The 12,981-nt window shown below is 60.6% G+C and carries 16 protein-coding genes and 1 tRNA gene; 12 read left to right on the top strand and 5 right to left on the bottom strand.

Features of this window, described 5'->3' with window-relative positions:
- Positions 1 to 54: 54 nt before the first annotated feature.
- The 9 genes from BM225_RS03140 to BM225_RS03100 all read left to right on the top strand — a co-directional run bounded on the left by BM225_RS03140 (position 55) and on the right by BM225_RS03100 (position 7,533).
- Positions 55 to 1,098, top strand: a complete 1,044-nt coding sequence (locus BM225_RS03140; protein WP_072706909.1) for a cysteine desulfurase family protein — start codon at positions 55 to 57, stop codon at positions 1,096 to 1,098.
- 26 nt (positions 1,099 to 1,124) lie between these two features.
- Positions 1,125 to 2,645, top strand: a complete 1,521-nt coding sequence (gene sufB, locus BM225_RS03135) for a Fe-S cluster assembly protein SufB (protein WP_072706908.1) — start codon at positions 1,125 to 1,127, stop codon at positions 2,643 to 2,645.
- Positions 2,646 to 2,693: 48 nt separating this feature from the next.
- Entirely contained in the window at positions 2,694 to 3,005 is a 312-nt protein-coding gene (locus BM225_RS03130) for a heavy metal-binding domain-containing protein (RefSeq protein ID WP_072706907.1), read from the top strand.
- 24 nt (positions 3,006 to 3,029) lie between these two features.
- Positions 3,030 to 3,785 (top strand): Fe-S cluster assembly ATPase SufC, encoded by a 756-nt coding sequence (gene sufC, locus BM225_RS03125; protein ID WP_072706906.1) that lies wholly within the window; start codon positions 3,030 to 3,032, stop codon positions 3,783 to 3,785.
- Positions 3,785 to 5,092 carry a SufB/SufD family protein gene (locus BM225_RS03120; RefSeq protein WP_072706905.1) on the top strand — a complete coding sequence of 436 codons (1,308 nt, stop codon included), beginning with the start codon at positions 3,785 to 3,787 and terminating at the stop codon, positions 5,090 to 5,092. The genes sufC and BM225_RS03120 overlap by 1 nt, the downstream gene beginning before the upstream one ends.
- The gene (locus tag BM225_RS03115; RefSeq protein ID WP_072706904.1) at positions 5,092 to 5,598 is read left to right on the top strand and encodes a YIP1 family protein; all 507 of its coding nucleotides are present in this window, start codon (positions 5,092 to 5,094) and stop codon (positions 5,596 to 5,598) included. Before BM225_RS03120 ends, BM225_RS03115 begins: the two co-directional genes overlap by 1 nt.
- A 9-nt stretch (positions 5,599 to 5,607) precedes the next feature.
- Complete coding sequence (locus BM225_RS03110) at positions 5,608 to 6,168, top strand: YIP1 family protein (RefSeq protein ID WP_072706903.1); 561 nt, start codon at positions 5,608 to 5,610, stop codon at positions 6,166 to 6,168.
- A gap of 21 nt (positions 6,169 to 6,189) precedes the next feature.
- Entirely contained in the window at positions 6,190 to 7,410 is a 1,221-nt protein-coding gene (locus BM225_RS03105) for a cysteine desulfurase (RefSeq protein ID WP_072706902.1), read from the top strand.
- Between the two features lie 46 nt (positions 7,411 to 7,456).
- Positions 7,457 to 7,533 (top strand) — tRNA-Arg (locus BM225_RS03100).
- 70 nt (positions 7,534 to 7,603) lie between these two features.
- Here the strand turns inward: BM225_RS03100 and BM225_RS21760 are convergent.
- Positions 7,604 to 7,741 (bottom strand): hypothetical protein, encoded by a 138-nt coding sequence (locus tag BM225_RS21760; RefSeq protein WP_177218567.1) that lies wholly within the window; start codon positions 7,739 to 7,741, stop codon positions 7,604 to 7,606.
- Here BM225_RS21760 and BM225_RS22385 point away from each other — a divergent pair.
- Positions 7,676 to 7,894 (top strand): hypothetical protein, encoded by a 219-nt coding sequence (locus tag BM225_RS22385; RefSeq protein WP_420809846.1) that lies wholly within the window; start codon positions 7,676 to 7,678, stop codon positions 7,892 to 7,894. The genes BM225_RS21760 and BM225_RS22385 overlap by 66 nt on opposite strands.
- 161 nt (positions 7,895 to 8,055) lie before the next feature.
- Here the strand turns inward: BM225_RS22385 and BM225_RS03095 are convergent, their stop codons facing one another.
- The 4 genes from BM225_RS03095 to BM225_RS03080 all read right to left on the bottom strand — a co-directional run bounded on the left by BM225_RS03095 (position 8,056) and on the right by BM225_RS03080 (position 11,934).
- Positions 8,056 to 9,009 carry a TIGR03571 family LLM class oxidoreductase gene (locus BM225_RS03095; protein ID WP_072706901.1) on the bottom strand — a complete coding sequence of 318 codons (954 nt, stop codon included), beginning with the start codon at positions 9,007 to 9,009 and terminating at the stop codon, positions 8,056 to 8,058.
- A 13-nt stretch (positions 9,010 to 9,022) separates the two neighbouring features.
- Positions 9,023 to 9,472: a nuclear transport factor 2 family protein gene (locus BM225_RS03090; protein WP_072706900.1), complete on the bottom strand. Its 450-nt coding sequence runs from the start codon at positions 9,470 to 9,472 to the stop codon at positions 9,023 to 9,025.
- Between the two features lie 112 nt (positions 9,473 to 9,584).
- Positions 9,585 to 10,436, bottom strand: coding sequence for an alkene reductase (locus BM225_RS03085; RefSeq protein WP_245780406.1), 852 nt, complete (start codon positions 10,434 to 10,436; stop codon positions 9,585 to 9,587).
- A 157-nt stretch (positions 10,437 to 10,593) separates the two neighbouring features.
- A complete protein-coding gene (locus BM225_RS03080; protein WP_083595699.1) occupies positions 10,594 to 11,934 on the bottom strand; it encodes an aldo/keto reductase in 1,341 nt (446 codons plus the stop codon).
- Between the two features lie 94 nt (positions 11,935 to 12,028).
- Here BM225_RS03080 and BM225_RS21950 point away from each other — a divergent pair, with 94 nt between their 5' ends.
- Entirely contained in the window at positions 12,029 to 12,253 is a 225-nt protein-coding gene (locus BM225_RS21950; RefSeq protein WP_181950667.1) for a helix-turn-helix domain-containing protein, read from the top strand.
- Positions 12,254 to 12,270: 17 nt separating this feature from the next.
- Positions 12,271 to 12,915, top strand: coding sequence for a LysR substrate-binding domain-containing protein (locus BM225_RS03075; RefSeq protein ID WP_181950666.1), 645 nt, complete (start codon positions 12,271 to 12,273; stop codon positions 12,913 to 12,915).
- Positions 12,916 to 12,981: the final 66 nt, after the last annotated feature.

Below are 12,981 nucleotides of genomic sequence, written 5' to 3'. Positions count from 1 at the left end.
CCGTCGCTGCGCGACTCCCCCGGAGTATTTTAAGCAAAAAGAAGGACCTGTGCTGTGAAGCGCGTTTATCTGGATTGGAATGCGTCCACGCCTTTGCGGGCGGAGGCCAAGGCGGCAATGATTGCGGCCATGGATGTGGTGGGCAATCCCTCCAGCGTGCATGCCGAGGGGCGTGCTGCGAAGGCTTTGGTTGAGACGGCAAGGGCACAAGTTGCAGAGGCGCTGGGGGCGGAAGGGGCAGATGTTGTCTTTACCTCTGGCGCGACAGAGGCGGCGGCTCTGGCCTGCGCAGGGCGCGGGTTGCAGGGGGCTGCTGTCGAGCATGACGCTGTGTCAGCGTGGGTTACGGATGAGTTGTCGGTGGACCCTCTGGGGAGTGTGACTGTTGAGAACCCCGCCGCGGCGACGTTGCAGTTGGCGAATAGTGAAACCGGAGTCTTGCAGAAATTGCCAGAAGGGCTGGCGGTTAGCGACATGACGCAAGCCTTTGGCAAGGTGCCGTTCGCATTCAATTGGAGCGGGGCGCAGATGGGGCTGGTGTCCGCGCACAAGCTTGGTGGGCCAAAGGGCATTGGGGCTTTGGTCTTGCGCCGGGGCCTGGATGTGGAGAGCCGGATCAAAGGCGGGGGTCAGGAAATGGGCCGCCGGTCGGGCACCGAAAACGTCATCGGGATGGTGGGTTTTGGGGCCGCCGCTCAGGCGGCCGCCCGCGATCTGGCGGATGGCGTTTGGGAACGGGTTGCGGAAATTAGAAATATTCTAGAAAACGCTCTGGAAGATGACTCGGAGTTGCCTATTTTTGTCGGGAAAGGCGCTGAACGCCTGCCGAACACCACAGTGGTGGCGGTGCCCGGATGGAAGGGTGAGACGCAAGTCATGCAGATGGATTTGGCGGGTTTTGCGATCAGTGCCGGGTCTGCTTGCTCCAGCGGAAAAGTACGCGCGAGCCGCGTCTTGACCGCCATGGGATTTGATGAGGCCACAGCCAGCGGAGCGATCCGCATCAGCTTGGGGCCGGACGTGACGGAAGAGGACGTGCTGCGCTTTGCCGATGCTTGGCGCAAGCAGTTCAAGAAATTTCGCGCCCGTGGGGCGTGAACGAGATGTGAACAGGAGGGACGCCAATGGCAACCTTGGATGACGAAATCCGCGAAGGCGTGGATCGGGAAACGGTTGAAACCGTCCGCGCAATGGGTGGCACCTATAAGTACGGGTGGGACACTGACATCGAGATGGAATACGCGCCCAAGGGCGTGAACCCCGATATCGTGCGTCTGATCTCGGAAAAGAACGGCGAGCCGGAGTGGATGACCGAATGGCGTCTGTCCGCGTTCGAGCGTTGGGAGCAGATGGAAGAGCCCGATTGGGCGATGGTCACCTATCCCGAGATCGACTTTCAGGAACAATACTACTACGCGCGTCCCAAGAGCTTTGAGACGAAGCCGAAGTCGCTGGACGAGGTCGATCCCAAGCTGCTGGCCACCTACGAAAAGCTGGGTATTCCGCTGAAGGAACAGATGATCCTTGCCGGTGTTGAAGGCGCCGAGGATATGCCCGCCGAAGGGCGCAAGGTCGCTGTGGACGCGGTGTTCGACTCGGTTTCGGTCGGGACCACGTTCCAAGCCGAACTGAAGAAGGCTGGCGTGATTTTTTGCTCGATCTCCGAAGCGATCAAAGAACACCCCGAGCTGGTCAAGAAGTATCTGGGCAGCGTTGTGCCTGCGTCGGACAACTTCTATGCGACTCTGAACAGCGCTGTCTTCTCGGATGGCTCGTTCGTGTACATTCCGCCGGGCGTTCGCTGCCCCATGGAATTGTCCACCTATTTCCGCATCAACGCGGAAAACACCGGCCAGTTCGAGCGTACCCTGATTATTGCGGACAAGGGGTCGTACGTGTCTTACCTTGAGGGCTGTACTGCGCCTCAGCGTGACACCGCGCAGCTGCACGCCGCAGTGGTCGAGATCATCATCGAAGAAGACGCCGAGGTGAAATATTCGACCGTTCAGAACTGGTTCCCCGGTGATGAAGAGGGCAAGGGCGGCATCTATAACTTCGTAACCAAGCGTGCCGATTGCCGTGGCGACCGCGCCAAGATCATGTGGACACAGGTGGAAACCGGCTCGGCTGTGACGTGGAAATACCCGTCCTGCATCCTGCGCGGCAACGAAAGCCAGGGCGAGTTCTACTCGATCGCCATTGCGAACAACATGCAGCAGGCCGACACCGGCACCAAGATGATCCACCTTGGCAAAGACACCAAGTCGCGGATCGTCTCCAAAGGGATCAGCGCGGGCAAGGCGCAGAACACCTATCGCGGTGCGGTTACCATGCACCCCAAAGCCAAGAATGGCCGGAACTACACCCAGTGTGACAGCCTTCTGATCGGCGATCAGTGCGGAGCGCACACGGTTCCGTACATCGAGGTTCGCAACAACTCGGCCCGCGTCGAGCACGAGGCGACCACGTCGAAAGTGGACGACGATCAGCTGTTCTACTGCCGCCAGCGTGGCATGGACGAGGAAGAGGCCGTCGCACTCGTGGTGAATGGCTTCTGTAAAGAGGTGCTTCAGGCTCTGCCCATGGAATTCGCCATGGAAGCGCAGCAGCTGGTGGCCATCTCTCTCGAAGGCTCTGTCGGTTAATCTGGTGGGGGCATGTTGCCCCCTTCGCATCCCACAAAGGAACGTCCAATGATCGTCACCACCACCCCTACCGTCGAAGGGTACCAGATCGCCGAATACCGTGGCATCGTCACGGGCGAGGCTATTCTAGGTGCCAACGTGTTTCGCGATCTGTTCGCGGGCATCACCGACATCATCGGGGGACGGTCCGGTGCCTATGAGGCAAGCCTCGCTGAGGCTCGCGAAACCGCTCTGAAAGAGCTGGAAGAGCGCGCCGCCGCTGTGGGCGCGACCGCCGTTGTCGGCGTCGATCTGGACTACGAAGTAATCAACAACATGCTGATGGTCTCGGCCTCGGGCACCGCCGTGGTGCTGGGCTGATCTGACCTGAAAAGGAACGAAAATATGCTGGAAATCAAAAACCTGCACGTCAAACTTGAAGACGAGGACAAGCAGATCCTGAAGGGTCTGAACCTGACTGTCGAAACCGGCAAAGTCCACGCGATCATGGGCCCCAACGGCTCGGGTAAATCGACCCTGAGCTACGTTTTGTCGGGCCGCGATGGCTACGAAGTGACCGACGGTTCGGCCACCATGGACGGCTTTGATCTACTGGAAGCGGAAACCGAAGAGCGCGCCGCCGAAGGCCTGTTCCTGGCGTTCCAATACCCCGTGGAAATCCCCGGCGTGTCGAACATGACATTCCTGCGCACCGCTCTGAATGCACAGCGTAAGGCGCGCGGCGAAGAGGAAATGTCGGCGACCGACTTCCTGAAGATGGTGCGTGAAAAAGCAAAGTCGCTGAAGATCGATGCGGACATGCTGAAGCGCCCTGTGAACATGGGTTTCTCGGGCGGCGAGAAAAAGCGCAACGAGATCCTGCAGATGGCGGTTCTGGAGCCCAAGATGTGCATCCTCGACGAGACTGACTCGGGTCTGGACGTGGACGCCATGAAGCTGGTGTCGGACGGCGTGAACGCCCTCCGCGACGAAGGCCGCTCGTTTCTTGTGATCACCCACTACCAGCGTTTGCTGGACCACATCGTACCTGATGTCGTGCACATCATGGCAGACGGCCGCATCATCAAGACCGGTGGCCCTGAGCTGGCGCTGGAAGTTGAAAAGAACGGCTACGCAGACCTGCTGGCGGAGAACGCGTAATGGCGATCAAACGTGCACAGCTGAAGCAGCAGAAACAGGACGCTCTGGCCGCGCGCCAGCCCGCCTTGTCGATGCCCGAAGGTGGCGAGTGGATCACCGCTGCCCGCAAAGATGCCGCTGGTCGTCTGGACGCGATGGGTCTGCCCATCCGCCGCGACGAATACTGGAAATACACCCGCCCCGACGCGTTCACATCAGCCGAGCCGGTTGCTGCGGCGCTGACTGATGATGCTGGCACGCAGGTGTTCGAGGGCGTGGACGTTCTGACCGTTGTTTTCCGAGATGGCGCCTTTGATGCGGATGCGTCCGACGATCTGGCGCTGGACGGTGTGGAAATCAGCCGCTTGGCCGACGCCGCACAGGCGGATATCCACTGGGCCAAGGACATCTACGGCGCACTGGAAACCGCAGGGCAGGACCCTGTCGAGCGTCCGCTCGCGGCTCTGAACACGGCTTATGCGACCGATGGTCTGGTGATCCGTGCCACTGGCGCGGCGGCCAAGCCGATCCACGTTGTCTACGAGCGCAGCTCTGACACCTCTGACGCGGTTTTGCACCACGTGGTGAAGGTTGAAGAGGGCGCATCCGTGACCCTGTTGGAAACCGGCGCTGCTGGCGCACGCGCCAATACCGTGACCGAAGCTGCGATCGCAGACACCGCAGCGTTCCACCACGTGCGCAGCCAAGGCCGCGATCAGGAACGTCAGTTGGTCACCCATATGTTCGCGCGTCTGGGCACCGAAAGCACCTTTAAGTCGTTCACCCTGACTCCGAACGGCAAGATGACTCGCAACGAGTGCATCATGGAGCTGACCGGCGACGATGCGATTGCCCACGTGGCAGGCGCGCTGATGGCGGACGGCAAGGACGTGCATCAGGACGACACCATCTTTATCACCCATGACGCCGTGAACTGCGAAAGTCGTCAGGTGTTCAAGAAGGTGCTGTCGAACGGTGCGACCGGCGTGTTCCAGGGCAAAATCTTGGTAAAGCAGGGCGCTCAGAAAACCGACGGCTATCAGATCAGCCAGTCGCTGCTTCTGGACGAGGACAGCCAGTTCCTCGCCAAGCCCGAGCTGGAAATCTATGCCGATGACGTGGCGTGTTCGCACGGCTCGACTTCGGGTGCGATTGACGAGGATGCGCTGTACTATCTGCGCGCCCGCGGCATCCCGCACCGCAAGGCACAGGACCTGATGGTTCTGGCATTCCTTGCCGAAGCAGTGGACGAGATCGAATCCGAAGAGCTGCGCGAGGCCATCCTGCGCCGCATCCGCCTCTGGCTGGATCTGGAAGACGATCTCTGATGTCGATCACGCGGGATATGGTCGCGACCTATCGCAACCCCGGTCAGGTGTTCACGCGCCTGTCCGCAATGGGCCAGCGAGAGGATCGCGCCCTGTTCTGGCTGATCGCCGCGTGCGGTCTGACCTTTGTCGGGCAGTGGCCCAAAATCTCGCGCGAGGCATTTCTGAACGGTCAGGATTTCACCGAGAGCCTGACCGGTCCTCTGATGGCGTGGGTCTTCTTTGCGCCACTTATATTCTACATTCTGGCGGGACTGCTGCACCTGATCGTCCGCATCGTGGGCGGTAAGGGAAAATCCTATGGCGCGCGTCTCGCGCTCTTCTGGGGCTTTTTTGCCTCCGTCCCGCTTTTGCTGCTCTATGGCCTGACCGAAGGGCTCGCGCCCGGCAGCGGCGTTGCGATTGTAGGGGCCCTGTGGATAGTGGCCTTTGTCTGGTTCTTGTTCTCGGGGCTCAAGGTCGCCTACTGGACTGGCCCACTTGCCTCTGCGTCAAGAGGCGCATAGTGACAGGCCATGACACTGAACACTTCTTTCCTCTGGCAGCTTATTCTGGCCACCTTCCGCGATCCTGACGAGGTTGCCAAAGGGCTGCTCGCCATGAACCTGCCCACACGGGCGGTCTGGCTGTTGTTCGGGCTGACGGTGATTTCCAGCGTGATGATGTTCTTTGGGACCGAGTTGCTGCTGCCCACGGGCATGGGCTCGGTCCTGACGCCGTTCCTGCTGACTGTTATGATGGCCGCAAATCTTGGCATCATGTCATTGGCGATGCTGGGGGCAGGGCGCGCGCTTGAGGGGACGGCGCGGATGGATCAGATCGTCCTGCTCATGTCGTGGACCCAAATCATTCTGATCGCCCTGCAAATCCCGCAGAGTGTTCTGGCCTTGGCCATTCCGGCTCTGGGCTCTCTGTTTTCCCTGATCGTGATAGGCTACGCGCTGTGGCTGACCGTCAGATTTATCAAAGTCGCACACGGGTTCGAGACAACAGGTCGCGCCATCGCTACGGTGGTCTTCGGCTTTGCCGGCATTACCTTCGGCATGATCATCCTGCTCGCCTTGCTTGGTGTGTAATCCTATCGGAGGCTCTGTCCTATGTTTGATGTAAACGACATCCGCGCTGAATTTCCGATCCTGTCGCGGCAGGTGAATGGGAAGCCGCTGGTTTATCTGGACAACGGCGCCAGTTCACAAAAGCCTCAGGTCGTCATTGACGCGATCACCCGCGCCTATTCCGAGGAATACGCGAACGTGCACCGCGGGCTGCACTACCTGTCCAACCTTGCGACCGAAAAATACGAAGGTGTCCGCGGGATTGTGGCCAAGTTTCTGAACGCCCCGTCCGAGGACGAGATCGTGATGAACACCGGCACGACCGAGGGCATCAACACGGTCGCCTACGGTTGGGCCATGCCCCGTATGGAAGCGGGTGACGAGATCGTCCTGTCGACGATGGAGCACCACGCCAACATCGTGCCATGGCACTTCCTGCGGGAACGTCAGGGGATCGTTCTGAAGTGGGTCGATCCCGAAGTGGACGGCAGTCTTGATCCGCAGAAGGTCATTGACGCCATCGGCTCCAAGACCAAGCTGGTTGCGATCACCCAAATGTCGAACGTTCTGGGCACCGTGGTCGACGTCAAAACTATCTGTGCTGCCGCCAAAGAGCGCGGTGTGCCTGTCCTGGTCGACGGCTCTCAGGGCTCTGTCCACATGCCTGTGGACGTGCAGGATATCGGCTGCGATTTCTACGCGATCACGGGGCACAAACTGTATGGTCCCTCTGGTTCGGGTGCGATTTTCATCGCCAAAGAACGTCTGGCCGAGATGCGCCCCTTTATGGGCGGCGGCGACATGATCCGCGAAGTGTCCAAGGATGCGGTCAGCTACAATGACACCCCGATGATGCTAGAGGCTGGTACGCCCGGTATCGTCCAGCAAATCGGTCTGGGTGTCGCGCTGGACTGGATGATGGGCGTCGGGATGGAGAACATCGCTGCTCATGAGGCCGCGTTGCGTGACTACGCGCAGGAACGTCTGCTAGGCCTGAACTGGCTGCAAGTGCAGGGCACCGCGCCGGGCAAGGGCGCGATCTTCAGCTTCACCATGTCGGGGGCTGCGCATGCGCATGACATCTCGACCATCCTTGACAAAAAGGGCGTCGCCGTGCGCGCAGGTCACCACTGCTGTGGCCCCCTTATGGAACATCTGGGCATCACCGCCAGCTGCCGCGCGTCCTTTGCCGCGTACAACACCACCGCAGAAGTCGATGCTCTGGTCGATGCACTCGAGCTGGCTCAGGAACTCTTGGGCTAATTTTGCGATTGCGGGGCTGTGATGGCCCTGCTATTCCCCCCTCTAGGCACCCATAGCTCAGCTGGATAGAGCGCTGCCCTCCGAAGGCAGAGGCCTGAGGTTCGAATCCTCATGGGTGCGCCACTTTTCTTTCTAAGCCATTGTCAGAATTCAGCTCTTGCACGCGCTGGAGCCTTCAGAAACTAATTTAGTTTCAGGTGCGTTCGTCAAAGACGGCATGTTCCATTTCAGTTGGGGCGATCCGGCTGACCTGTCCCAGCACTTTCTGCCACCCCGAATCCAGCATTCCCTCCGAACCAAGACGCCGTGCGTGGCCTATGCCAGTGCGCATCAGGCTACTCAGCAACCGGACGAATTTTGGTATCGTCTGAGGCTGCAGCAAATTGGCTTCCCGCAGCAGTACAGGCTCAGGCCATCGGGAGGAGGGGCAGCAGTGCGACCAACGCTCTCTAAACCGTCCCAAGCGACGTGGCTGAAACTCTGAGAGGCGCGCTACTTCTCTCAACGGATCAAGGCGCATAGCGTCCCATGCTTGGCGCGAACCAAGGGAGTCTGGGCGAATGGTGTTGGGCAATGTCTGCGTGTCACCTTTGGCCCAGACGGCCGCGATACGACCCCGTTCTGCGCCGTTTCCTGCCTGTTCCGTTATGCGGCTTCGAGCGCTGGCAAGACGTGGGTGCCCATTTCCGCGATAACTGACTGCGCCGAACGGCGCGACGGTTTGAGGTTCAGTGCAACGTGTTGGACACCAAGGTCGCGATGATGCAGCAACCGCTCGATCAGCGCTTTTCGTCCAATCCGCACCACGTTGTAGAATCGCTGGTAGGGCGCGTCGGGGTTCGGGTCGAGGTCGAAGAACGTCGAGTAGCCGTAAGCGGGTGGGCGGCCATCTAGGGCAGAGGTTTGCAGCGCCGAGAGGATTTCTCGGATGGCTGCGCTCTCATCCACCGCCCAAACCCATGCATCTACATTTTGAGCCAGCCATTCGATTGGCTGCCCCGAGCGGCCTACAGCCATGATCGGCAGGCGGCCATGGATGGGCTTCGGGTGCATGTCGAGGGTACCGGAAAACGTGCCAAAACGCATCGTTTCGGCCTTGGGAAAATGATTTTCGGACAGAGTTCGGATGACTTCGATGGCCTCGCGGTAACGCGCAGCCCGATCCTCAAAATCGATGTTGAAGGCGGGATATTCCACGGGGCGATCGCCGGTTGACAGACCCAGTACGAACCGCCCGTCGGTCAGTTGGTCGACGGACAAGGCTTGCTTGGCCACTGCCACTGGCTCCCGAAGTGGCAAAACGATCCCGGTGGTGCCGAGCGTGATGCGCTCGGTCACCGCCGCGAGATAGCCGGCGTAGACAAAGGGATCGAGCATCTGCGCTGCGTCGCCGAAATTCGGGTCATAAAATGGCACATCGCGAATCCAAAGGCTGCTGAAGCTTGCGTCCTCAGCCTGCTTGGCAGCCTGTTGATGGTCTTTTAGCGTTGGGAAAGGACTCTCGGGATAGGCCTCGAGCGGTGTGATCAGGCCAATGGATAGGCGGCCCTTGGTGAACACGCGGGCAAAGCTGTCGGGTGTTGTTGTGGTGTCAAACATTGGGGAGCCTCGGTCAATCTTGGGGCCAAAGAACGTCCAGCACGGACCTTTGGATGCGCCATTCACCACTCACGCGGACATAGTCGTTCTCGTAGCGGCCCAGTAGCAGGAAGGGATGCTGCGCGCCGGGACGGTCGGTGACAAAGTCCAGTAGGTAACAGCTACCTTTCGCAGTGTCGGGGCCGGTCAGCGTGACCTCGTGGTTGGCGATGGCGTGGATAAATGGGAAATGTCCGGCGTGGCGAGTGTCGAACGTCTGATAAGCATCGCGCAGGCTGCGCTTGATCTCGTCTAGTCCCTTCATCGTGCCCACGGTCACGGTCACCTCCGCATCTTCGGTAAACACTTCCTCCATCCGATCAGCTGCATTGCTGTCCAGCAGGGCACTGTAGAGCAGACGTAGGGTGCGGATATCTTCGCGGTCCAGCATTGCGGATATGCGGGCGTCTCGGGTGTCAGTCATTCTGATTGTCTTTCTCTTTGTCCCAAGTCGGGAAATCCGTGTATCCGGACGCGCCCGTGCCGCCGTAAAAAGCCTCGCGTGGGGCTGTAGCTATGGGCCAGCCGTTCTGCATTCACTCGACGAGGTCAGGGTTGGCGATGAAGGGTTTGCCATAGGCGATCAGGTCCAGTGCGCCGTCCTTCAGGGCTTGTTCACCGGTCTCTTGAGTGAAGCCGCCAGCGGCGATCAGCGTTCCAGTGAACGTTTCGCAGAACTGCGCGGGGAAGCCTTTGGGCATGGCCTCGCCACCTATGGTCAATTGGTCGCTGAGATGCACATAGGCGGGCTGGCGTATTTCGAGCGCCTTGGCGACGGCAAGCCAAGTTTCGGCTTCATCGTCATACCCCTGCATCCCCGAGAGCCGTCCGAAGGGCGAAATCCGGACGCCCACGCGGTTCATCCCGATCTCGGACGCGACGGCGTCGATGGTTTCCAGCAGGAAACGCATGCGGTTCTCGATGCTGCCGCCGTAACGGTCGGTGCGCTGGTTAGAGTTAGCGTTCAGGAACTGCTCAAAGAGATAGCTGTTTGCACCATGGATCTCGACCCCATCAAAACCTGCGCGCGTCGCGCGGCGGGCAGCGGTCACGAAATCGTCCGTGATGCGGGCGATCTCTGTGGTCAGCAGAGCACGGGGCATGGAGGCGGGCTGCTGCCCCGGTTTTCCATCCGGACCAATAGCGAAGGAAAACGCCCCTTCGGCACGCTGCGCACTGGCGGAAACTGGTGCTGACCCATCCGGTTGCAGGGACGTGTGCGAAACGCGCCCAACGTGCCAGAGCTGCAAGAATATGCGTCCGCCGCGGTCGTGCACGGCCTGAGTGACCTTGGCCCAGGCAGCCTCCTGTGTGTCGGTGTAGATGCCAGGGGTGTAGAGATAACCGGTGCCTTCCTGACTGACTGGCGCGCCTTCGGTGATCAGCAAACCCGCGCTGGCGCGCTGCGCGTAATAGAGCGCGGTCTGAGCGTCAGGCGCCCGCCGCCCGAGAGCGGGTCATAGGCGCCATGACGATGCGGTTCGGCAGGGTCAGACCGGCAAGGTCGTAGGGGGTGAAGAGTAGGGACATGTCGTCGTCCTTGGATCAGGTTAGAGAAGGGAAACGCGGCAGCACGTCGCGTTCGAGATCGTCCAGCACCTCGGTCATGGGCCGGGGCGTGAAGCGGGGATTCAGCGCGATGTGGTTAACGCCGGCCTCTCTTGCGCGCTCCATGAACGCGGCCAGTCCCTTGCTGCCGGTCTTGAAGCCAGCACGGACGCGTTCGAATGGGCGGTCCCGGTCGCGGGACAGGTGCAGGAAACCGGCGATGCCATAGGGCTTGAAGGGCGCTCCGCTGGTGGCCCGCCACTCCGCCACGGCCTGCGGCAGGTCAGGCTCGGCCGGGCTGGGGACGATGAGACCTTCCATATGCGCGCCGATCCATTTCAAATCTTGCCCCGCGCGCCCGATAGCGATGGCAGGTGTCCGCCGGGCTGGGGGCTTTGGTAACACGTCGAAACCACCGGGGGACGCACCGAAGTGCTTTGTTTCGTAGGCCGGTGCATGGGTCTCGGTGAACTGGCGGTAAAGGTCGTAGGCCTCGCGAAACCGCTCTGCGCGGGTGTCGAAATCGATGTCGAACAGCGGATATTCCTTGGGGCGGTCGCCAGAGGACAGACCCGCAATTATGCGTCCGCCAGAAAGCTGGGCGATGCTTGCGATTTGTCGCGCCAGCAGGTTTGGCTCGCGGAAGGGAAGAACGATCCCTGCTGTGCCAAGGGTGATGCTGTCCGTCACAGCTGCGAGAGCCGTAATGTAGGTCAGCGGCTCGAAGACCTGTCCTGCATCGCCATATTGTGGATCAAAGAAAGGGATGTCGCGCATCCACAGACCGCTGATGCCAATCGGCCCCGGCAGGCCATGGGCGCGTGCCAGCGTAGCGATCTTGGCCACGTACCACGACGGCGCGTTGGAAAAGCCGTAGTGCAGGATATCGCCCCGTGCGACCGCATCGGACAGTGTGCGCAGCACCTCTTCGGCCGGTGTAAGCTGGTCCCAGACATGCACCCAGTACAGGTCGATCCGGTCCACGCCGAGCCGCTTCAGTGATCCTTCGATCCCGAGCCGGATGTTGTAGGTGCCGTTGCCCGCGTGCATCGGCGTGCCCTCGGACCGCGAGAAGCCCGCCTTGGTCGAGACCACCAGCCGGTCGCGTATCCCGCTGTCCTTCAGGAACCGGCCCAGCATTTTTTCGCTTTCGCCGCCCGAATAGACATCAGCGGTGTCGATCAGGTTGCCGCCAGCCTCGACATAGGTGTCAAAGATCGCGCGTGCCGTGGGTTCATCGGTGCCCCAGCGGCCTGCGCCAAATGTCATGGTGCCAAGCGCCAGCGGACTGACGATCAGGCCAGAGCGGCCAAAAGGGCGGTAGTCGGTCATGTTCATGCGTCTCTCCTGTGCGTTGAGAGACAACGTAAGGGGCTGCGGCGTCGGCGATTAGCTGCTAACGGTGCCATAATCTTGTGAGGATAATTCAGTAATGGCACGGACACCGCTCAATGATCTTGGCGCTTTCGCTGCCGTTGCTCGGACGCGCAGTTTCACCGCCGCTGCGGTAGAACTCGGGGTCTCGCCGTCGGCCCTCAGCCATGCCATGCGTGGGCTTGAGGACCGTCTGGGTGTACGGCTGCTGGCGCGGTCCACCCGCTCCGTCGCACCGACAGAGGCAGGCGCGGCGCTGCTCAACCGCCTAGCACCCGCCTGACTGATATCGAGGAGGGGTTGGAGGCGCTTGCTGCGTTTCGCGACACGCCCGAAGGGATCGTGCGCCTGACGACCTTCCACTGGATCGCCTCGACTTTTCTTGCGCAGCGTTTGCCAGCCTTCCTCGTGGCCCATCCCGGAATCACGGTGCAGGTGACGGTGGACGACAAACTACAGGACATCGTGGCCGACGGGTTCGACGCCGGGTTGCGCTTTGGCGACGACGTAGAGAAAGACATGATTGCCATTCGCGTCGGTCCGCCGTTGCGGCACCTCGTGGTGGCGACGCCGGATTACTGGGACCGCCACGGGCGCCCAACACACCCGCGCGATCTGCGCAATCACCGCTGCGTCGCTTACCACAACCTAAGTAGCGGCAGCATCAGCCCTTGGGAGTTCGAAAAAGACGGGCGCGAGCTGCGGCAACGCGTCGAGGGCGGGCTGATCTGCAATTCCGTCGACCTTGCGCTCTCGCTTGTCCGGAGTGGAGAGAGCGTTAGCCTGCATATGGAAGAGGATGTGGCAGATGACCTTGCCTCTGGGCGATTGGAGGCTGTGCTCCAAGACTGGTGCCCACCCTTCGACGGCATCAGCCTCTTTCATCCAAGCCGCCGTCAGACCCCGCCCGCGCTGCGCGCATTGATAGACTTTCTGAAGAAGTAACGTGTTGGTTGGGCCTTGTACGATCTTTGCTCCGGTGAGCGGTACACTTGGAGCGTCCAGTCGCTG

Source organism: Donghicola eburneus (assembly GCF_900115865.1).
GTDB lineage: Bacteria > Pseudomonadota > Alphaproteobacteria > Rhodobacterales > Rhodobacteraceae > Donghicola > Donghicola eburneus.
This window is presented reverse-complemented; position numbering and strand designations above follow the sequence as displayed.